The following is a 20358-nucleotide window of genomic DNA, read 5'->3' on the forward strand; positions in this document are numbered from 1 at the left end:
GAATAAAAGAGGCGGACCCTGAAGGGCCCGCCGAACGTCGCTTCGACACGACGAGGAGACACTCACCATCTGAGCGAGAGGTGCCAGTGTTCAGCCGATCACATCCAATACGAAGCACGAAATTCGCATACGTTGATCTGGTTTTGTTCTTTGCGCTCTGCAGTGGTGTGCGTTTAGCCTGTGCGTTCACCCTCGCATGCAGCGCAGGGCCCGATCCGCTTAGACCCGGACAGAAAACATCTCGACACCCGATGAGCCGCCTTCCCGACAACCCACCGCGCCGCCAACTCCACCTCAACGTCAACATCCTCCATTCCGGTTTCGTGCCGTCGGCCTGGCGGTTGCCCGAGAGCGACCCGCACGCGTTCGTCGATGTCGCGCACTATGTGCGCGTGGCGCAGATCGCCGAAGCCGGCAAGCTCGACGCGGTCTTCCTGGCCGACAACGCGGCCATCGTCGACCAGATCCACTTCCGTCCCATCACCGCGCTCGAGCCGACGGTGCTGCTGGCCAGCATCGCCGCGGCGACCACGCACATCGGCCTGATCGGCACGGCCTCGACCAGCTACAACGAGCCTTTCAACATCGCACGCCGCTTCGCCACGCTCGACCATGTGAGCGGCGGCCGCGCCGGCTGGAACGTCGTGACCACGGCAGACGTGCCGTCCGCACGCAACTTCGGCCGCGACGCCGCGCCCGACCACGCCCAGCGCTACGGCCGCGCCAGCGAGTTCACCGACGTCGTGAAGGCGCTGTGGGCCAGTTGGGCCGACGACGCCTTTGTCGGCGACAAGGCCGACGGCCGATTCATCGACCCGACCAAGGTGCAGCCCATCGCGCACCGTGGCGAACACTTCGCGGTGCAGGGCCCCGGCACGCTGCCGCGCACACCGCAGGGCCATCCGGTGCTGGTGCAGGCCGGCGGTTCGGCCGACGGGCGCGAGCTGGCAGCGCGCCATGCCGAGGCGGTGTTTTCCGCCTCGCAGTCCTTCGAGGAATCGCTGGAGTACGCGCGTGGCCTGAAGCAGCGCGCCGCCGAACTGGGCCGCGGCCCCGACGCCGTGAAGGTGCTCGCCGGGCTCACGACCATCATCGGCGCCACCGAGGCGCAGGCGCGTGCGCGCCGCGATGCGCTGGTCGACCTGATCCCCTGGGACTACAGCGTCGGGCGGCTGGCGGGCATCCTGGGCGTCACGCCCGATCGCCTGTCGCTCGACAAGACGCTGCCGGACGACCTCGCGCTGCCCGCGGGCGGCAACGGCAACCACACCTTCTTCAACGCCACGATCGCCGCGGCGCGCCGCGGAGGCCTGACCGTGCGCCAGTTGGTGCGCGAGCTGGCCGGCGGTGGCGGCCACCGCGTGATCGTCGGCACGCCTGAGCAGATCGCGGACGACATCGAACACTGGTTCCGCGCCGGCGCGGCCGACGGCTTCAACCTCATGCCCGACCAGCTGCCGGATGGCCTGCAGGACTTCGTCGACGGCGTGGTGCCGATCCTGCAGAAGCGCGGCCTGTTTCGCACCGAGTACAGCGGTCGCACGCTGCGCGAGCACCTGGGCATCGCCTTGCCGGGCTACCCGGGCCATCGCCCCGTCCTCACCGAAACTGCCCTTCCCCACGCCGGCGCAGCGCGCCGCCTCGTTGCCATCTGATGCTTCACCCTTCCATGGCCTACACACCACCCACCGACGCGGAACTCGCCACGCGCTTTCGCCCCGTCTTTGCCCGCATCGCCGAAGGTGCAGCCCAGCGTGAGCACGCGCGCGCCCTCGCCCACGACGCCATCGGCTGGCTGCGCGAAGCCGGTTTCGGCGCGCTGCGCGTGCCGCGCGAACACGGCGGGCTGGGCGCGACGCCCGAGCAGCTGTATGAGCTGATCATCGAATTGGCCGAGGCCGACTCGAACCTGCCGCAGGCCCTGCGCGCGCACTTCGGCTTCGTCGAGCGCGTGCTGGTGGAGTTCACGGCCAACCAGCGCGCCCCGTGGCTGCGCCGCGTGGCCGACGGTGCGATCTTCGGCAACGCCACCACCGAGGCCGGCGAAGGCGCGCTCGGCCAGTTGCAGACCCGCGTGTTCCGCGAGAACGGCGCCTGGCTGCTGAGCGGCGAGAAGTTCTACAGCACCGGCACGCTCTACGCCGACTGGGTCGGCGTCACGGTGCAGCGCGACGACACCGACCCCGCGCAGTGGCGCACGCTGGCCCTGGTGCGCACCGACGCGCCGGGCGTCACGCGCATCGACGACTGGAACGGTTTCGGCCAGCGGCTGACCGCCTCGGGCACCACGCGCTTCGACCGCGTGCCGGTCGAGGCCGCGCACATCATCGATTTCTCGCGCACCGGCGCGACACCGATGACTGCGGTGTTCCAGCTCTTCCACATCGCCACGCTGGCCGGCATCGCGCGGGCCATCGAACGCGATGCGGTGGCCTTCGTGCAGCCGCGCAAGCGCGTGTTCAGCCACGGCAGCGGCGCGGTGCCGCGCGAGGACCCGCTGGTGCAGCAGGTGATCGGCCAGCTGTCGAGCACGGCCTTCGTCGCCGCGCTCGCGGCGCGCGAGGTGGCCCGCGGGCTCGGCGAGATCGACCGGCTGCGCCTGCAGGGCGAGCCCCTGTCCGAAGAACTGCTCATCGACGTGGAGCTGCGCGCCGGCAAGGCTCAGATCGTCGTCACCGATGCCGTGCTCGGCGCGGCCACGCGCCTGTTCGACGTCGGTGGCGCCACCGCGCTGCAGGAGAGCCGCCGGCTCGATCGCCACTGGCGCAACGCGCGCACGCTGGCCTCCCACAACCCGGTGATCTACAAGGCGCGGGTGATCGGCGACAACGCGCTGAACGGCACGCGGCCGACCTTCTACTGGGGCGTGGGCACGCGCGCGCCGGCGTCGAACTGAGCGGAGAGAGCGGCGCCTGGCCGCTCCGGGGCTAGCGCTGCTGGCCCCACCTGCGGATCGTGAGCCGTTCCAGCGTCGCGAAACCGAAGCTCTCGACCGCCAGGCCGATCAGCACCACGAGCGCGAGCCCGGCGAACACGCGGTCGGTGTAGAGCTCGTTGCGGTTCTGGAAGATGTACCAGCCCAGGCCGCCCTTGCCCGACGAGGCGCCGAACACCAGCTCGGCCGCGATCAGCGTGCGCCAGGCAAAGGCCCAGCCGATCTTCAGCCCCGACAGGATGGCCGGCAGCGCCGCGGGCACGAGGATCTGCAGCACGTAGCGCAAGCCGCGCAGGCCGTAGTTGCGGCCCGCCATGCGCAGCGTCTCGGGCACGCCCTGAAAGCCCGCGTAGGTGTTGAGCGCCAGCGGCCACAGCACCGAATGGATCAGCACGAAGACCAGGCTGCCGCGCCCGAGGCCGAACCACAGCAAGGCCAGCGGCAGCAGCGCAATGGCCGGCAGCGGGTTGAACATCGAGGTCAGCGTGTCCAGCAGGTCGCGCCCGATCTGCGTCGACACCGCCAGCGTGGTGAGGCCGAACGCCAGCAGCACGCCTGCGAAGTAGCCCTGCAACAGCACGGCCAGCGAGATGCGCACCTTCTCGACCAGCTCGCCGCTGGCCAGCCCGTCGAACAGCGCGCGCGCGGTGGCGGTGAAGGTCGGCAGCAGCAGGTCGTTGTCCTGCCAGCGCGCGGCCAGTTCCCACAGAACCGCCAGCACGGCGAGGATCACGCCCTTGCGCAGCCAGCCCTGCGACCACAGGCGCGTCCCGAACGGCAGCACACGTTCGACGGGCAGCTCGGTGAAGGGCTCGAGCCGGTTCTCGTATTCGGGCCGGATCGGCGGGGTCAGCGATGAACTCATGGCGAAGCGCCCTCCTCGACTTCTTCCTCGAACAGCATGTCGTGGATGCGCGTGGCCGTCGCCTGGAACTCGGCGCCGCCCAGGCTGCCCAGGCCGAAGTCATGGCTGTTGATCTCGGCGCGCATACGCCCCGGGTGCGGCGACAGCAACGCGATGCGGTTGCCCACCACCAACGCCTCTTCGATGGAGTGCGTGACGAAGAGCAGCGTGAAGCGCACCTCGTCCCACAGTTCGAGCAGCTCTTCCTGCATCTTGCGGCGCGTGAGCGCATCGAGCGCGGCGAAGGGCTCGTCCATCAGCAGCACGCGCGGCTGCATGGCCAGCGCACGGGCGATGGCCACGCGCTGTTTCATGCCGCCGGAGAGCTGGTGCGGGTGCACGTCGGCGAACTTGTCCAGGCCGACCTTGGCCAGGTAGTGCAATGCGCGCTCCTCGGCCTCTCTGCGGCCCAGCGTCTTCGAGGCGAGCAGCGGGAACATCACGTTCTGCTTGACCGTCTTCCACGGCGGCAGCTGGTCGAATTCCTGGAACACGACGATGCGGTCCGGGCCCGGTGCGCGCACGCGGTGCCCGTCGAGCCGGATCTCGCCTTCCACCGGCGCGATGAAACCGCCCACCGCCTTGAGCAGCGTCGACTTGCCGCAGCCCGAGGGGCCGAGCAGCACGAAGCGATCGGCCGCGTGCACGTCGAAGCTCACGCGGTGCGTGGCGCGCACCACGCGCTCGGGCGTGCGGTACTCCAGGCTCACGCCGTCGACCTGGAGCAGCGCCGAATCAGGCGCGTCAGGTGAATACGCCGCCGACACCTGGCCCGGCCGGCCGAGCGGCCGGCTCGGTCGTGGAACGGGTGCCGGCTGCGAAGCAACGGGCGGGGCCGCGCGCAGTGCGTGAGAGCCGAGGTTCGACATCACGACCCCGGCTGGGCGTAGGCCTCGTCGAAGAAGTAGTCCTTCCACGACACCGCCTTGTTCTTCAGCACGCCCAGCTTGTGCAGCTCGTCGGCGTACACGTAGCTGCGGTGCGGCGACACCGTGAAGTCGTTCTCCGGATCCTCGATGATGCGGCGCACCAGCTCGGGCGAGAGCTTGGACTTTTGCACGCGGATGAAGATGTCGGCCGCCTTGGCCTTGTCCGCCTTCACGATCTGCGCCGCCTCGACCAGCGCCGCATAGAAGGCCTTGTAGGTCTTCGGGTTCTCGTCGTGGAACTTCTGCGTCGTGTAGAGCACGTTGAAGGTCGCCGGCCCGCCGAGGATGTCGTAGCTGCTGATGACCTTGTGGATCGCCTTGTTCGCGTCCAGCGCCTGGTAATAAAAGGGGGCGCTCGAGAAGTGCGTGTTGATCTCGGAGCCGCCCGCGATCAGCGCGGCGGTGGCTTCCGGGTGCGGCAGGCTGACCGAGATCGTGTCGAAGCGCTTGAAGTCGTCCTTGCCGAAGAGCTTCGCGGTCTCGATCTGCAGCGTGCGCGACTGGAAGCCCACGCCCGCCGCCGGCACCGCGATGCGGTCCTTCTCGCCCAGGTCCCTGAGCGTCTTCACGCGTGGGCTGTTGCTGATGAGGTAGTTGGGCAGCGAGCCGAGCGCAGCCACCGCCTTCACGTTCTGCTTGCCCTTGGTGCGGTCCCACATCGTGAGCATCGGCGGCACGCCGGCCGACACCACGTCGAGCGCACCGGCCAGCAGCGCCTCGTTCATCGCGGTGGCACCCGAGATGCTGGCCCATTCGACCTGCACATCGACGCCCTGCTGCTTGCCGTGCTTCTCGATGAGCTGCTGGTCGCGCACCACGTCGAGCAGCAGATAGCCGATGCCGAACTGCTGCGCGATGCTGATCTTGCCTTCGGCATGCGCGATGCCTTGCAGCGCCACGGCGGCGACGAGGGCCGCCACGGCGCCCTTCAGAAAACGGACCGCCATGTCAGTTGCCTTGCGCGTTCTGCGCGTCGTCGAAGAAGTAGTCCTTCACCGATGCCGGCTTGTTCTTGATCGCGCCCACGCGGTGCATGAACTCGGCCAGCGGGTAGGTGTTCTGCGGCGTGGTCTTGAACTGCACTTCGGGGTTCTTGATGATCTTCAGCAGCAGCTCGCGGTCGATCTTCGCGTTGCTCACCTTGATGTAGATGTCGGCCGCCTTCTCGGGGTGGGCCGTGACGAACTGCGCCGCTTCGTTCAGCGCCTCGACGAAGGCCTGGTAGGTCTTCGGGTTCTCGGCACGGAATTTCTCGGTGGCATAGAGCACGGTGGCCGACGCCGGACCGCCCAGCACCTGGTAAGAGTTCAGCACGATGTGCGCCTGCGGGTTGCCGGCCAGTTCCTGCTCCTGGAACGGCGGGTTGCCGAAGTGGCCGGTGATTTCGGTGCCGCCCTTGATGATGGCCGCGGCCGCATCGGGGTGCGGCACCGCCACGCTGATCTTGTCGAGCTTGGCGAATTCCTTGTCGCCCCACAGCTTGGCCGAGGCCAGCTGCAGCACGCGCGACTGCACCGACACGCCGACGGCCGGCACCGCGATGCGGTCCTTCTCGGTGAAGTCGGCGATGGTCTTCACGGCCGGGTTGTTGCTGACCAGGTAGTACGGGAAGTTGCCGAGCGAGGCCACGCCCTTCACGTTCTGGCGGCCCTTGGTGCGGTCCCACAGCGTGAGCAGCGGGCCGACGCCGGCACCGGCGATCTCGATGTTGCCGGACAGCAGCGCGTCGTTGACCGCCGAGCCACCGGAGAGCTTGACCCATTCGACCTTGGCGTCGACGCCCGCCGCCTTGGCGTGCTTCTCGATGAGCTTCTGGTCCTGCGCGACGTTGAGCAGCAGGTAGACGATGCCGAACTGCTCGGCGATGCGGATCTGTCCTTCTGCATGCGCCGCGAGGCTGGAAATGGCGAGGCCGAGGCCGGCGAGGGTCGCGGCCGTTTTGCGGAGGATGTGCTTCATGTCAGAAAGGCTTGTCGCCTTCGATGGTGGTTCGGAACAGTTTTCGGCGAAGGTGGTCGGGCGTGCCGGCCGCCAGGTGCATGAGCGAGCGGTTGTCCCAGAACACCAGGTCGTGCGGCTTCCACTGGTGGCGATAGACGAACTCGGGCTTGACGCTGTGCGCGAACAGTTCGGCCAGCAGCGCGTCGCCCTCGGCCTGCGGCAGGCCGACGATGCGGGTGGTGAAATGCTCGCTGACGAAAAGCGCCTTGCGGCCGGTCTCGGGGTGCGTGCGCACCACCGGCTGCACCGCAGGCGCGACCTGGTCGACCTGCGCCTGCGAGAGCTTGGGCCGCCACGGGTTCTTGGCGCGCAACTCTTCGTACTTCGCCAGATAGCTGTGCTCGGCCTTGAGCGGCAGGAGGCGCTGCTGCAGTTCGGGCGACAGCGTTTCCCAGGCCAGATGCTGGTCGGCGAACAGCGTGTCGCCACCTTCGCTCGGCAGCTCCTGCGCATGCAGCAGCGAGCCGAGGCTGGGGACCGCCTTGTACGAGAGGTCCGAGTGCCAGTACACGCCGGCATCGCCCAGGCCGATGGGCTCGCCGTTCTCCTTGATGTTCGAGACGATCAGCACCTCCGGATGGCCCTTGAGCTGGAACTGGTGCAGCACATGGATCTGCAGCGGACCGAAGCGGCGGCTGAAGGCCACGTGGTCGTCGGGCGACACGCGCTGGTCGCGGAACACCACGACGTGGTGGTCGAGGTGCGCACGGTGCAGGCGCGCGAAGTCGGCGTCGTTGATGGGCTTGGAGATGTCGAGTCCGACGACTTCCGCACCCACGGGTGCATCGAAAGGTCGAACTTCGAAGGCCTGGCTCGGTGCATCGCGCCATGCGCTCGGCTCGGCGTTGCGGGAAAGGGTGGCTTCGGTCATGGGAATGAAAAGGAGACGCCGCGCACACGCGGCGCGACAGTGCAGCGACTCTAGGGAAGACGCACCCAACAAGGAACGACGGATTCGTTGCTTGCTTATGCGCAAAACGTCTGTGCGGGCGTGCCGACCGCAAGCGCTTGTTTTCGCATGAGCACATGCGAAAGGCGTTGTGGTGCAGGTGCGCGCCGCGCCCTAGCCTCTGGGCGCCTTTCAATCCCGAGGACGCTCTCCATGCATTCGATTCCCTCGCAGCGCCGTCGTGCCCTGCTCCAGGCCGGCACTGCGGCCACCGCTGCCTTCATCGCCGGCCCGCTGTTCGCGCAGGCCGCACCGAAGGTCATTCGCATCGGCTACCAGAAGTTCAACACCCTCAACATCCTCAAGGGCACGGGCCAGCTCGAGAAAGCGCTGGCACCGGCCGGCGTGACGGTCGAGTGGAAGGAGTTCCTCGGCGGCAGCCAGCTGTCCGAAGCCCTGGCGGCCAACGCCATCGACTTCGGCCATGCGTCGGACGGCATCGGCATCTTCCAGCAGGCCAGTGGCAAGGGCCTGGTCTACCTGGCCGCGGAAAGCCCGTACCCGGGCGGGGTCGGCTTCCTGGTGCCGAAGGATTCACCGATCCGCACGGTGCGCGACCTCCAGGGCAAGAAGGTGGTGACCGGCCGCGGCTACAACACGCAGTACGTGCTGATCAAGGCGCTGCAGGCGGCCGGCCTGCGCTACGAAGACATCGAGCCGGTCTACATCGTGACCGCGTCCGACACCGTCGCGGCCTACCAGTCGGGCAGCGTGGCCGCCATCGGCCTGTGGGACCCGTTCCTGGCCGGTGCGCAGGTCGCGACCGATTCACGCCTGTTGTTCGACGGCACCGGGCTCAGCGGCAACCGCACCTACCACTTTGCGCAGCCGGGCTATGCGAAGGCCAACCAGGACACGCTGCGCACCGTCTTCGCCGAGCTGCGTAAGGCCAACCAGTGGGCGCAGGGCCACCCCAAAGAAGTGGTGGACACGCTCGCACCGCAGCTCAAGGTCGACCCCCAGGTGCTGGCACTGGCCACCGAGCGCCGCCAGTACGGCGTGGTGGCACTGACGCCGGAGATCGCGAAGGAACAGCAAGGCCTGGCCGATGTCTTCGCGCAGCTCAAACTGATCCCGAAACCCATCGAGGTGAAGGACGCGTTCCTCGCGCTGCCGATTGTCTGATCGCGCAAACTACCCCTTGTGACCCATACAGACTCTCACTACGACGCGATCGTCGTCGGCCTCGGCGCGCTCGGTGCCGCGACGCTCTACCAACTGGCGCAGCGCGGTGCGCGGGTGCTCGGCATCGACCAGCACACGCCGCCGCACGACCTGGGCTCGTCGCACGGCGAGTCGCGCATCACGCGGCTGGCGGTGGGCGAAGGCGACGCCTTCGTGCCGCTGGTACAGCGCTCGCACCGCATCTGGCGCGAGCTGGAAGCCCGCACCGGCCGCCAGCTGTTCAGCCAGACGGGTGGCCTCATCCTCGCGCCGCGCGACCGCATCGCCGCGCACCACGGCAAGCCCGACTTCCTGCGCCGCACCATCGAATGCGCCGAGCGCTTCGGCATCGCGCACGCGTTGCTCGACGCCCCCGCCATCCGCGCGCGCTTCCCGCAGTTCGCGCTGCAGGGCGACGAGCTCGGCTACTTCGAACCCGAGGCCGGCTTCGTGCGGCCGGAGGAAGCGATCGCCGCCCAGCTCGAGGCCGCGGTGGCGTCCGGTGCCGTGGTGCGCAACGGCGAACGCGTGCTCGCGGTCGAACCGCTGGGCAACGGCGACACGGTGGCGGTGCAGACCGAGGCCGGCCGCTTCACCGCCGACCAGGTGGTGGTGGCTGCAGGACCGTGGCTGCCTGCATTCCTGGGCCGGCAGGCACGGGCCGACTGGCAGGCCGACTTTGGCGTGTACCGCCAGGTGATGTACTGGTTCGACACCGGCGCCGCCGCGGCCGACTTCGCCCCGGGGCGCTTTCCCATCTTCATCTGGATGTTCGGCGACGCGCAGGAAGACTACATGTACGGCTTTCCGGGGGCGGACGCCGCACGGCCCGTGCTCAAGGTCGCGACCGAGCAGTACGCGCAGACGACCACGCCCGAGACCCTGGAACGCGCGGTGAGCACGGCGGAGATCGAGGCGATGTACCGCAGCCGCGTCGAAGGCCGCTTCCCGCAGATCGGCGGCCATGCGGTGAAGGCGCGCGCCTGCATGTACACCGTGACGCCCGATCGCAACTTCGTCGTCGACGCGCTCGACGGCGCCCCCAACGTGCTGATCGCCTCGGCCTGCTCGGGCCACGGCTTCAAGCACTCGGCCGGCCTGGGCGAGGCCATCGCCGAGCGGGTGCTGGGCCGCGGCACGCGCTACGACCTCGGCGCCTTCGCGCGGCAGCGCCCGGCACCGGCCGCGTAGGCACTTGCGCGCGGTGTATGCCGCGCTACCAGGAATGCGCCAGCGCGTAGGCCCCTGGCAGGCTGCGTGCCGCGGCCGCCTGCAACCGGCGCTGCGCGCGCAGCGGCACGTAGCCATGCGGCGCACGGCGGGCCTGCGCACGCGCCTTGTATGGCGACACCTGCCAGGTGCTCGCGGTCAGGCCGATCACCTGCTGCGCCCGTTCAGCCGGGGAACCCTGTCGATTGGAGGTCATGCTTTCCTTTGTCAGTTCGGCGGAATTTTGCGAGTCGCTGGAGAAGAAAGGAACGACGGATTGCCGATGTGCTTATCAGCATTGCGCATAGCCGCTGCCCGCGTGCGCCACATATCGACATGAGGATTGCGTCGTTGGCAGCCCGCAGGGGCAATGGCACAGTCGCGCTCCTTTTTGCTTCTCAGGTATTCCATGTCCCTCGCCTCCCTTCCGCGCCGCCGCGCCCTCTTCTCTGCGTTTGCCTTGTCGGCCATCGTCGCCACGGCATTCGCCTTCACAGCCCCGGTCCATGCACAGGAGAAGGCGCGCATCAAGGTCGGCATCTCGGTCGGCAATGCCGAACAGATCTTCGAGGTGGTCAAGAAGGTGGCGGCCCGCGACGGACTTACCATCGACGTGGTCGTCTTCAACGACTACCAGCTGCCCAACGCGGCGCTGGCCGCCGGCGACCTGGACGCCAACGCCTTCCAGCATCAGCCCTTCCTCGACAACCAGATCAAGTCGCGCGGCTTCGACATCGTGCCGGTCGGCCTGACCATCACCGCGCCGCTGGGCTTCTATTCGCGCAAGCTCAAGAGCATCGACGCCCTGCCCGAAGGCGCCGCCGTCGGCATCCAGAACGACCCGTCGAACGGCAACCGCTCGCTGCTGCTGTTGCAGTCGGCCGGTCTGCTCACGCTCAAGCCCGAAGCGGTCAAGAACAACACCGCGACGCCGCTCGACGTGGTGAGCAATCCGAAGAAGATCAAGCTGGTGGCGCTCGACGCCGCGCAACTGCCGCGCTCGCTGGACGACCTGACCATCGCCTCCATCAACAACGACTACGCCGAGAAATCGGGCCTGTCGTTCAACAAGGACGCGATCCTCAAGGAATCGCCCAAGGGCCCGTACGCCAACCTGATCGCGGTGCGCCGCGTCGACAAGGACCAACCGTGGGCCAGGAAGCTGGTGGCGGCCTACCAGTCGGCCGAGGTCAAGCAGTTCATCGAGACGAAGTTCAACGGCGCATTGGTCCCGGCCTTCTGACCGGATGCGGTGGGCCGCTGCCATCCATAGACGATTGCTTCATTAAGAAGGAAGAAATCGGTTGTTCGCGTCATACGGACTGCGCCAGAGAATGGCCGGCCTTGCTACCACGCCCCAGAACAACATGAACTTCCAACAACTGCGCTCGGTGCGCGAGGCGGTCCGCTGCGGCTTCAACCTCACCGAAGCCGCGCACGCGCTTCATACGTCCCAGCCGGGCGTCAGCCGACAGATCCGCGAGCTGGAAGAGGAACTCGGTGTTTCGCTTTTCGCGCGGGCCGGCAAGCGCCTGACCGGCCTCACCTCGCCGGGCAGCCACCTGCTGCCGATCATCGAACGCGTCCTTCTGGAAAGCCACAACCTGCGCCAGGCCGGCCAGGAGTTCGCGGGCCAGCAGGACGGGCAACTCTCGGTGGCCGCGACGCACTCGCAGGCGCGCTATGCCATGCCGCTGGCGGTGCAGGAATTCCGCGCCCTGTTCCCGGGCGTCAAGCTGCATCTGCACCAAGGCTCGCCCAAACAGATCGCGCAGATGCTGCTCGACGGCGAAGCCGAGGTCGGCATCGCCACCGAGGCGCTGGGCGACTACCCGCAACTCGTCGCCCTGCCCTGCTACCGCTGGACCCATTCGGTGATCGTGCCCCCCGGCCATCCGCTGCTCGACGCGCCACTGACCCTGGAGACGCTGGCGCAGTACCCGCTCATCACCTACGACACCGGCTTCACCGGCCGCACGCGCATCGACGCCGCCTTCGACGATTCGGGCATCGCACCCCAGATCGTGCTGACGGCCATGGACGCCGACGTCATCAAGACCTACGTGCAGCTGGGCATGGGGGTGGGCATCGTCGCGGGCGTGGCCTACGAGACCGAGCGCGACACGCAGCTGCGCGCGGTGGACGCGGGCCCGCTGTTCGGCATCAACACGACCAAGCTGGCGGTGCGTCGCGGCAGCTACCTGCGCGGCTACGTCTATGCCTTCATCGAAGCCTTTGCGCCGACGCTCACCCGCAGCGTGGTGGATGCCGCGCTCGACGTCGATCCTGCGCCCGGCGCGGTCCGCGCGGCGCCCCAGCGCGGCACCGGGGCGCCGGCGGTGCACTGATCGACGGACGGCGCCCATGCAACGATCCACCGTCCTTCGACTGACCTTCGCCCTTCTGTGCGGGGGTGTGCTGCATGCGGCATCGGCACAGACGCCGGGCTCGAATTGGCCCGCCCGCCCCATCCACATCACCGTGGCCAACACCGCCGGCAGCTCGCCCGATGTGCTGGCGCGCTATCTCGGGCCGCGCCTGGCCGAGGTCTGGAAGCAGCCGGTGGTGGTCGACAACCGTGCGGGCGCCGGCGGCATCGTGGCGGCGGAGGCGCTGGCCAAGGCGCCCCCGGACGGCTACAGCCTGTTGGTGGGGGCCGACGGGCCGGTCACGATCCTGCCCAACCTCCTGTCCAGCCTGCCCTACGACGCGCGTGCCGACCTGGTCCCGGTCGTGTCGCTCGGAAAGATCGATTTCGTCCTGGTAGCGAACCCGCGGACCGGATTCAGGACGCTGCGCGACTTCATCAGCGCCGCGAAGCTCAAGCCTGGACAGTACAACTACGCATCGGCCGGCAACGGCAGCCCGCAGCAGTTCGGCATGGAGCTGCTCAAGCAGCGGGCGGGGATCCATGTCACCCACATCCCCTACCGCGGCGGTCCGCTGGGCATGCAGGACGTGATCGCGGGCCAGGTCGACCTGATGTTCATCGCCGTCGGCCCCGCGCTGCCGCACATCCGCAGCGGCCGATTGGTCGCGCTGGCGGTCGGCGGTGACACGCGGCATCCGCTGCTGCCCGAGGTGCCCACCGTGGCCGACAGCTACGCCGGGTTCAGGTCGGGCACCTGGTTCGGCCTCTTCGCACCGGCGCGGACACCGCAGGCGGTGGTCGACGCGATCGGCGCGGCGGTGACGCCGATCGTGCGCAACCCGGCCGTGCGCGCCGATCTCGCCGCGCAGGGCATCGAGAGCACGGGCGATACGCAGCGCGAGTTTTCCGTGCAGGTGGCGGCCGAGTACGAGCGCTATGCGCAGATCGTCAAGGTGAGCGGCATCAAGGCGGAACCATGATGCACGGGGCTGCCGCGCGTGCGAACCGTCGGACCCGCGCTCGGAGGCGGCCAGCACGCGGCGAGAATGACGACGATGCGTACCTCTTCCTCCTTGTCGTCGGTCGTCCGTGCATCCGTCTTCACGCTCGCCACCGTTTCACTGATGGCGGGCTGCGCCTCACCACCGCTCTCTCCCGCATCACCTGACCGGATCGCAGCCGACACGCCCGCCCCACCGAACCGCGCGGATCCAGCCCCCTCAGCGGATGTTGCGCATCAGCAGGCCTTCGTCGCATGGCTGGGCGAATTCCGTGCGAGCGCCCGCGCGTCCGGCATCAGCGACGCGACGCTCGGCCAGGCCCTGGACCACGCACGGTTCCTGCCCCGCGTGATCGAGCTCGATCGCGTTCAACCCGAATTCACGCGCACCGTCTGGGACTACCTCGACCGCACCGTGACGCCCCAGCGCGTGACCACGGGCCGCGACATGCTCCAGCGCGTGCGCAGCGAGGCCGCGGCCGTGTTCCAGGCGCAGCGGGTGCCGCCCGAGGTGGTGGTCGCCATCTGGGGCATGGAAAGCAACTACGGCAGCAACGTCGGCGACATGTCGACCATCGATGCCCTGGCCACGCTGGGCTTCGAGGGGCGGCGTGCGGCCTGGGCGAGAGGCGAACTGCTCTCGGCATTGAAGATCATCGACCGCGGCGACATCACGCCGGAGCGAATGATCGGCTCCTGGGCGGGCGCCATGGGACAGACCCAGTTTCTGCCGTCGAGCTTTCTGGCTTACGCGGTGGACGCCGACGGCGACGGACGTCGAGACATCTGGGGCAGCCTCCCGGACGTCGTCGCATCGACGGCGAACTATCTGGCGAGATCGGGCTGGCTGGCCGAGCAGCCCTGGGGTGTCGAGGTGCGCCTGCCGACGGGCTTCGACCACGGCCGCGCCGACGACGCGGTCCGGCAGTCGGCCACGCAATGGTCCGACGAGGGCGTGGCGGCGATCGACGGTGCGCCGCTGCCGGCGATGTCCGAGGCATCGATCCTGCTGCCCGCCGGCGCGCGCGGGCCGGCCTTTCTCGTGGGCGCGAACTTCCGCGCGATCCTGCGCTACAACAACTCGACCAGCTATGCACTGGCTGTCGGGCTGCTGGCCCAGCAGCTGGCGGGTGGCCCACCGGTCCGGGCCCCCTGGCCGCGCGAACTCGCCGCGCTCAGCCGTAGCGAGACGATGGAACTGCAACAGGCGCTCACCCAACGCGGCTTTGCGAGCGGCAATCCCGACGGCGTTGCGGGCCCCGCAACCCGTGCGGCCGTGCGCGCCTACCAACGCAGTGCCGGGCTGCCCGCGGATGGTTTCCCGAGCGCCGACCTGCTGCAACGTCTGCGTCAGCCCTGAGAGGGGCGGGATTCGCGGACGGCGCCCTGCTGCTCGCGCGGCCTCGTCAGCACCAGGCCGGCGATCCAGCCGAAGAAGAACACGAACTGGCCGGCGCTCTTGGCCAGGGCCTGCCGCATGCTTTCGGTCGTTTCCTGCCCGGTCCAGCCCAGTTCAAAGCCGAAGAGCCATCCGAGCGACTTGGCCCAGGTGGCGAACATCGACTGGCCCTCCACGCGATGGCCTGGCCCAGGGCGACGGCCTGCGAGATGGTTCGAAGCCGAAGCCGAAGCCGAAGCCGAAGTTGGCGGTGCGCGGAAGCAGCCATTCAGCCGTTTGGTTCCGCGCCGTCAAGGTCTATCCGACCACGGCCTCTATCGATACATCCTAGGTCATGGATGAAACAGGTGGTTTGAACAAGCGCTTGCGAAGTACGGCGCATGACCGCCTCTGGCCGCATTCTGTCTGCCAAGGTCGATACCTCCGCACCGCGCGGTCAACGGCGCGAGCGCTCCATAGCAGTCGATGAGGCGCTGAAGCCCAGCTTCGCGAAGAATTCTGCAGCGCCTGTTCTTCCGGCCCGGAGCACCCAGGTGATGTTCGGTTCAGACCCCATAAGGCGTTCAACAAGTGCCTGTCCAATGCCCCGTCGTCGATGCTGCTCGGCGACGATGACCATGGACACGTACCCGTTGGAAATTCCGTCGGTAATCGCCCGCGCGAAGCCAATGATTTCGTCGTCTGCCACCGCAACCATCACGCGCTGCGACGCCGAAATCAGTCGGCCGAGGTCCTGTACGTCACCGACTCGATGGGCCCACCCGCCGGTCACAAGCAGGCGATGGACTGCGTCGACATCGGAAGCGGCAATACAGCGAACCTGCATGCGTGTTCTCCTGAAATTCACGCAATTGTGCAGATGATAGGAAGGTCCGGTTCTGGCCGACGTCAGTCACCTGGGGGAATTCCGGGGCTGCTGGTTGACGTTAGGCCAGCCTCCCCGGAGCGCGACAAAGTGTGCAACCAGGAAAGGAATAGGCAACAAGTAAAACGTCCACGCGCTGCGGACAAGCGTCTGGAAGAAGCTGAGCTGGGTCATACCCGCGTTGACTACACCCCAATCCATGGGAACGGTGAAGAAGAGGTAGCTGGCCAGAACGCGGGCTGCGGCAAGCACTCCATTCACTCCCACGATGTACGTCATAGGCAGAATGCGGTCGCCGGCGATGAGGCCAAACACAACGCTATAGCCCGCATACAGGAGCAGAGCGACAGAGAGGCCAAGGGGCCACCACCCACGGGCATCTACGCTATGACCGTAGCCAATAGCCGTCTCAGCGACTGCGCTTACCAAAAGGATTCCCAATGGCAGGGTGATGTTCGCGATTCTCATGGCGCATTCGTTGGACGATGTTCTGTGCGTATCAGTTGACAAGCGGCCGGTGCTGGCGAGGGGCCGCCTATGGTCGGATCTGCCCACGTGCAACGGCGTCAGCCGCCCATTGCCATCATGCTGGGTCAACTCAGGTGAAGCGCTCATAGAACTTGGCGACATCACTTGTGGCAGTCAGCGCCTGGAGCGGAAAAGTTTCCCAAGGTGCTTCCGCTTTCATCGTGTCCAGGCGGGCCAGGAGCGCGTCACGCATGTCTGGCTTTACTTCCTGACGCCAGTTCAAAACCTGTCCCCAGGTGGAGCTGCCGTTCAGGTGCAGAGAGGCCGCTACGGGTCGAATCGACATCGCATAGGAGGGCGGGAAAAGCCTCCTGTACGCGTCGCGGTGGTAGAGCCAGGAGACACCACGAACCGATAGCACGTTGCGCTCGGTGCGACGGACATGCGAGAACAGTGCGCACAGCTCTTGCACTCTGGCACCGATGTTGGCGGAGGCCAGAGGGCTTGTGCTCGTGTTCTCCGGAGGGACGAAGTGAATGCGGAGCACGCCGCTGGTGTCGGGCGGATCGAAGGAAAAGCACCCGAATGACCGCTCTGTGGCGAGGCGCGGCCGATCCTCGTACCACGCCATGCACAGGGAAAGCGCATCGGACCTGCCATCGACCGAGTCGCCGATCCGAGCAAGCAAGTCGTTCCAGCGACTTGCGCCTGCAGGTCCCCAGAGATTGAGACGACGCCGCAAGTTCGTGCAGTGCGCGATCGACACGCTGAAAGGCAGACCTGCGGCAGCCGCATAGCGCTCCGCGAATCTCAGCTGCAGGGAAAAATAGGCTTCAAGCATCACGACGCGACCGCGTGGAACGTCTGCATCTGCCGGTCGCGGCCTGGCGAAGACGCACGGCGCCAGACCGAAAAAAGTGATTTGCAAGCACGAGCCAAGTATCCGAGTGGCGTCGCGGTCAGCTCAACCGAGTGGTGCCCTTGGCGCGCGCCTTACTCGGCGCGGTTCAGACCCCTTCAACGATCCGCAGATCCCGTTCAGCACCGTCGCCCAACGCAGCAAGTGCGGCTTGATAAGCTGCGCTGTCATGAACGGATTTCGCGTGCTCGACACTGTCGAATTCGATCAGTACGGTGCGCTCGGACAGGCCGAACTCGTACACCTCGACCGGCAGTCCCCGCGCCAGAAAGCGCCCACCTCCAGCCGTGATGGCGGGGCCGGCCAACTTCGCATAGGCGGCCAGTTTGTCTGCGTCCTTGACGGCTCGGTAAGCACTGACCCAGTAGGCTTTTGTCATGGTGAACTCTTTCAAGTGAGGGAAAACAGGCGCTCGCGTCGCCTGGATCACAGGCAGCAAGCGACCCGAGGGTGGCGTTGAGCCAGATAGTGCCAGACCTGCCGAACGACCGGTTCGATCCGTCGCCAAAAGCCGCCTCACGAATCGCGGCGGGCAAGGCCCAGAAATACGCCGAGCCCGACCATGGTTCCGCCGGAGAAACGCGTCAGCCATCGGGCCCGTGCATCTCTCGCAACACCCGACTTGAGTAGCCTGTGAGCGGCCAACACGGCGACGACGTCCACCGCGGTGTTCAGGGCCACACAGACGCTGCCGAGCATCACCAGCTGCGGAATCAGTGGTTCTGCCGGCGAGGCGAACTGCGGGAGGAACGCAAGAAAGAACAACGCCGTCTTCACGTTCAAGATCTCGACGACGATGCCTTCCAGCAGCGCCCGGTGCACGCCCTTGGCAGCGCTGACCTCGACGGGCGCTGCGGCCTTGCTGCGCATCAGGATGCGAATGCCGAGGAAGATCAGGTAGGCCGCGCCGATGTACTTAATGACGTTGAAAGCCATCGCTGACTGCGCGACCAGCACGGACAGGCCGAGCGCCGCAGCCATCACGTGGGCCATGCCGCCAATGCCCGTGCCCAAACACGACGCCAGTCCCTCGGGCCGGCCGCTGGAGACCGTTCGAGCGACCACATAGGCGATGCCCGGGCCGGGCGTGATCGCGAGAACGAACGCAGCGATAGAGAATGCAACGAGGGACATGGCGTGTTTGGGTTTCGATGAGGTTTTTCAGTGGCAGACCGTCTGGTTCCAGCGGAACGCCGTCGCCCACGAGAATGCCACAGGGTTGTCTTCGTGGGGAAGGCCCAGCAACGGGGACTCCCCACAAGCACCCCGTGCACCGTGTGCGGCCGGCCATCCGGCCACCACGACGCTCAGCCTGCGTGCCGCTGCCCCGCGAGCCGGCGCACCACCGCCACCAATCGATCGATCTCGTCGAAGGTGTTGTAGAAGGCCAGTGAGGGACGCACCGTCGTCTCGACGCCGAAGCGGCGCAGAATCGGCTGCGCACAGTGGTGCCCCGTGCGCACCGCGATGCCCTCGTCGTTGAGCGCCTGGCCCACCTCTTCGGTGCTGTAGCCGGCCAGCACGAAAGACATCACGCTGGCCTTCTCGTCGGCCGTGCCGATCAACCGCACGCCCGGCACCGTGCGCAGTTGCGCCATGCCGTAGACCAGCAGTTCATGCTCGTAGCGCGCGATGTTCTCGATGCCGACCTTGTTCACGTAGTCGATCGCAGCGCCCAGGCCCACGGCGTCGGCGATGTTGCCGGTGCCGGCCTCGAACTTGTTCGGGATCGGCTGGAACACGGTCTTCTCGAAGGTCACGTCGGCGATCATGTTGCCGCCGCCTTGCCACGGCGGCATGTCCTCGAGCACCGCGCGCTTGCCCCAGACCACGCCGATGCCGGTCGGCCCGAAGACCTTGTGGCCGGAGAACACGAAGAAGTCCGCGCCGATGTCCTGCACGTCGACACGCATGTGCGAGACCGACTGCGCGCCGTCGACCAGCGCCTTCGCGCCGGCGCGGTGCGCCAGTTCGACGATCTCCTTGACCGGCACCACGGTGCCCAGCGCGTTCGACACCTGCGTGACCGCGACGATCTTCGTGCGGTCGTTCAAGAGCTTGCGGTATTCGTCCAGCAGCACCTGGCCCGAGTCGTCCACCGGGATCACGCGCAGCTTCGCGCCCTTGGCGGCGGCGAGCTGCTGCCACGGCACGATGTTGGCGTGGTGCTCGAGGTGGCTGACGATGATCTCGTCGCCCTCCCCCACGTGCTGCCCGCCCCAGCTCTTGGCTACCAGGTTGATGGCTTCGGTGGTGCCACGCACGAAGATAACTTCCTCGACCTCGGGCGCGTTGATGAATTTGCGGACGCGTTCGCGTGCGCCTTCGTACGCATCGGTGGCCCGCGCCGCCAGCGCATGCGCGGCGCGGTGGATGTTGGAGTTCTCGTGTTCGTAGAAGTATGCGACGCGGTCGATCACCGATTGCGGCTTGTGCGTGGTGGCCGCGTTGTCGAACCACACCAGCTGCTTGCCGTTGACCCGCTCCTGCAGGATCGGGAAATCGCGACGCACAGCGTGCACGTCGAAGGGCTGGCGCTGGCCTTCGGTGGCTTTCGGTACATCGCCGTGAGGCGACGGCTTGGCCGGCGTGACGTAGCCGCTCGGCAGGCGCACCGCATCGACGAAGTAGTACTGCGGCGCGGCCGAGGGCTCGGGCGGTCGCGCGGGCGCCAACGACGGTGCCTGCAGCAGCGACTGCACGTCGCGACCGGCCGGTTGTGCGTACGGCAGGTCGGTGAACCCATCGTGGACGCCACCGCCCTGCACGCGCGGGGCGGCATCCGTGCCGGCACCGCCAGGCGACGGCTGGCCGTAGCGCTCGCCGACGAAGTAGAACGGCGACGCGCTGGCCACCGGATGCGACGGCACCGCCGCCTGTGCTTCCGGCACGCCGATCGCGCCACCGGCCAGTCGCGGCTCGTAGGCCGGCAAGGCGGTCAATACCGTCTCGGGCACGCCGTTGCCGCCCTGCGCGTGCGGCAGCAAGGCGGGCGCACGGTGGGCCAGCGAGGGCAGTTGCGTCGGCGAGGCCGGCAGCAGGTTGGCACCGGGCACCGTGCCCTGCGGGATCGGCGTGCCGGGCACGCTGGGGCCGAAGCCGGCCGGGCTCACCAGCGGCGAGCCGGGCGGCGCGAGCTGCGATGGCGCCTGTACGCCGGGCACGGCCTGGCCCGGCAGCGCGGCGAACAGCTGCGACGCCATCTGCGCCAGCAGAGCCGGGTCGAACGGCGCCTCGCCCTGGGA

General features: G+C 67.6%; 22 protein-coding genes. 8 read left to right on the forward strand and 14 right to left on the reverse strand.

What is annotated here, in order from left to right; all coding sequences use genetic code 11:
• Positions 1-251: 251 nt before the first annotated feature.
• A complete protein-coding gene (locus tag QTH86_RS04600) occupies positions 252-1655 on the forward strand; it encodes an LLM class flavin-dependent oxidoreductase (RefSeq protein WP_286645841.1) in 1404 nt (467 codons plus the stop codon).
• 14 nt (positions 1656-1669) lie between these two features.
• Positions 1670-2896 carry an acyl-CoA dehydrogenase family protein gene (locus QTH86_RS04605; protein WP_286645840.1) on the forward strand — a complete coding sequence of 409 codons (1227 nt, stop codon included), beginning with the start codon at positions 1670-1672 and terminating at the stop codon, positions 2894-2896.
• Between the two features lie 31 nt (positions 2897-2927).
• Here the strand turns inward: QTH86_RS04605 and QTH86_RS04610 are convergent, their stop codons facing one another.
• From QTH86_RS04610 to QTH86_RS04630, 5 genes are read right to left on the reverse strand one after another with little or no spacing between them, the layout of a single operon-like run.
• Positions 2928-3800, reverse strand: coding sequence for an ABC transporter permease (locus QTH86_RS04610; RefSeq protein ID WP_286645839.1), 873 nt, complete (start codon positions 3798-3800; stop codon positions 2928-2930).
• Entirely contained in the window at positions 3797-4708 is a 912-nt protein-coding gene (locus QTH86_RS04615) for an ABC transporter ATP-binding protein (RefSeq protein ID WP_286645838.1), read from the reverse strand. The genes QTH86_RS04610 and QTH86_RS04615 overlap by 4 nt, the downstream gene beginning before the upstream one ends.
• Entirely contained in the window at positions 4708-5715 is a 1008-nt protein-coding gene (locus QTH86_RS04620) for an ABC transporter substrate-binding protein (protein ID WP_286645837.1), read from the reverse strand. Before QTH86_RS04620 ends, QTH86_RS04615 begins: the two co-directional genes overlap by 1 nt.
• Position 5716: 1 nt before the next feature.
• Complete coding sequence (locus tag QTH86_RS04625) at positions 5717-6727, reverse strand: ABC transporter substrate-binding protein (protein WP_286645836.1); 1011 nt, start codon at positions 6725-6727, stop codon at positions 5717-5719.
• A gap of 1 nt (position 6728) precedes the next feature.
• Positions 6729-7640 (reverse strand): TauD/TfdA dioxygenase family protein, encoded by a 912-nt coding sequence (locus QTH86_RS04630; RefSeq protein ID WP_286645835.1) that lies wholly within the window; start codon positions 7638-7640, stop codon positions 6729-6731.
• Between the two features lie 231 nt (positions 7641-7871).
• Between QTH86_RS04630 and QTH86_RS04635 the strand changes: the two genes are divergently transcribed.
• Positions 7872-8843, forward strand: coding sequence for an aliphatic sulfonate ABC transporter substrate-binding protein (locus QTH86_RS04635; RefSeq protein ID WP_286645834.1), 972 nt, complete (start codon positions 7872-7874; stop codon positions 8841-8843).
• Positions 8844-8861: 18 nt separating this feature from the next.
• Positions 8862-10073: an N-methyl-L-tryptophan oxidase gene (solA, locus tag QTH86_RS04640; protein ID WP_286645833.1), complete on the forward strand. Its 1212-nt coding sequence runs from the start codon at positions 8862-8864 to the stop codon at positions 10071-10073.
• 25 nt (positions 10074-10098) lie between these two features.
• On the opposite strand, the gene QTH86_RS04645 is transcribed toward solA, so the two are convergent.
• Both QTH86_RS04645 and QTH86_RS04650 read right to left on the reverse strand, forming a co-directional pair.
• Positions 10099-10308, reverse strand: a complete 210-nt coding sequence (locus QTH86_RS04645) for a hypothetical protein (RefSeq protein WP_286645832.1) — start codon at positions 10306-10308, stop codon at positions 10099-10101.
• A gap of 11 nt (positions 10309-10319) precedes the next feature.
• Positions 10320-10502, reverse strand: coding sequence for a hypothetical protein (locus tag QTH86_RS04650; RefSeq protein WP_286645831.1), 183 nt, complete (start codon positions 10500-10502; stop codon positions 10320-10322).
• Between QTH86_RS04650 and QTH86_RS04655 the strand changes: the two genes are divergently transcribed.
• The 4 genes from QTH86_RS04655 to QTH86_RS04670 all read left to right on the forward strand — a co-directional run bounded on the left by QTH86_RS04655 (position 10501) and on the right by QTH86_RS04670 (position 14822).
• Positions 10501-11334, forward strand: a complete 834-nt coding sequence (locus tag QTH86_RS04655) for a MetQ/NlpA family ABC transporter substrate-binding protein (RefSeq protein ID WP_286645830.1) — start codon at positions 10501-10503, stop codon at positions 11332-11334. The genes QTH86_RS04650 and QTH86_RS04655 overlap by 2 nt on opposite strands.
• 124 nt (positions 11335-11458) lie before the next feature.
• The gene (locus QTH86_RS04660; protein ID WP_286645829.1) at positions 11459-12439 is read left to right on the forward strand and encodes a CysB family HTH-type transcriptional regulator; all 981 of its coding nucleotides are present in this window, start codon (positions 11459-11461) and stop codon (positions 12437-12439) included.
• 16 nt (positions 12440-12455) lie between these two features.
• The gene (locus QTH86_RS04665; protein WP_286645828.1) at positions 12456-13442 is read left to right on the forward strand and encodes a Bug family tripartite tricarboxylate transporter substrate binding protein; all 987 of its coding nucleotides are present in this window, start codon (positions 12456-12458) and stop codon (positions 13440-13442) included.
• Between the two features lie 75 nt (positions 13443-13517).
• On the forward strand, positions 13518-14822 hold the full coding sequence (locus QTH86_RS04670) for a lytic murein transglycosylase (RefSeq protein WP_286645827.1): 1305 nt from the start codon (positions 13518-13520) through the stop codon (positions 14820-14822).
• On the opposite strand, the gene QTH86_RS04675 is transcribed toward QTH86_RS04670, so the two are convergent.
• The 7 genes from QTH86_RS04675 to QTH86_RS04705 all read right to left on the reverse strand — a co-directional run bounded on the left by QTH86_RS04675 (position 14813) and on the right by QTH86_RS04705 (position 20316).
• Positions 14813-15022: a hypothetical protein gene (locus tag QTH86_RS04675; protein ID WP_286645826.1), complete on the reverse strand. Its 210-nt coding sequence runs from the start codon at positions 15020-15022 to the stop codon at positions 14813-14815. The genes QTH86_RS04670 and QTH86_RS04675 overlap by 10 nt on opposite strands.
• Before the next feature lie 275 nt (positions 15023-15297).
• Positions 15298-15687 carry a GNAT family N-acetyltransferase gene (locus QTH86_RS04680; RefSeq protein ID WP_286645825.1) on the reverse strand — a complete coding sequence of 130 codons (390 nt, stop codon included), beginning with the start codon at positions 15685-15687 and terminating at the stop codon, positions 15298-15300.
• A 66-nt stretch (positions 15688-15753) separates the two neighbouring features.
• Complete coding sequence (locus QTH86_RS04685; protein ID WP_286645824.1) at positions 15754-16194, reverse strand: hypothetical protein; 441 nt, start codon at positions 16192-16194, stop codon at positions 15754-15756.
• 130 nt (positions 16195-16324) lie between these two features.
• Complete coding sequence (locus QTH86_RS04690) at positions 16325-17035, reverse strand: hypothetical protein (protein WP_286645823.1); 711 nt, start codon at positions 17033-17035, stop codon at positions 16325-16327.
• A 166-nt stretch (positions 17036-17201) separates the two neighbouring features.
• Positions 17202-17492, reverse strand: a complete 291-nt coding sequence (locus QTH86_RS04695; protein ID WP_286645822.1) for a DUF1330 domain-containing protein — start codon at positions 17490-17492, stop codon at positions 17202-17204.
• Positions 17493-17629: 137 nt separating this feature from the next.
• Complete coding sequence (locus QTH86_RS04700) at positions 17630-18247, reverse strand: LysE family translocator (RefSeq protein WP_286645821.1); 618 nt, start codon at positions 18245-18247, stop codon at positions 17630-17632.
• A 173-nt stretch (positions 18248-18420) separates the two neighbouring features.
• Positions 18421-20316 carry a family 2A encapsulin nanocompartment cargo protein cysteine desulfurase gene (locus tag QTH86_RS04705; protein ID WP_444813789.1) on the reverse strand — a complete coding sequence of 632 codons (1896 nt, stop codon included), beginning with the start codon at positions 20314-20316 and terminating at the stop codon, positions 18421-18423.
• Positions 20317-20358: the final 42 nt, after the last annotated feature.

It is taken from the genome of Variovorax sp. J2L1-78 (genome assembly GCF_030317205.1).
GTDB classification, from domain to species: domain Bacteria; phylum Pseudomonadota; class Gammaproteobacteria; order Burkholderiales; family Burkholderiaceae_C; genus Variovorax; species Variovorax arabinosiphilus.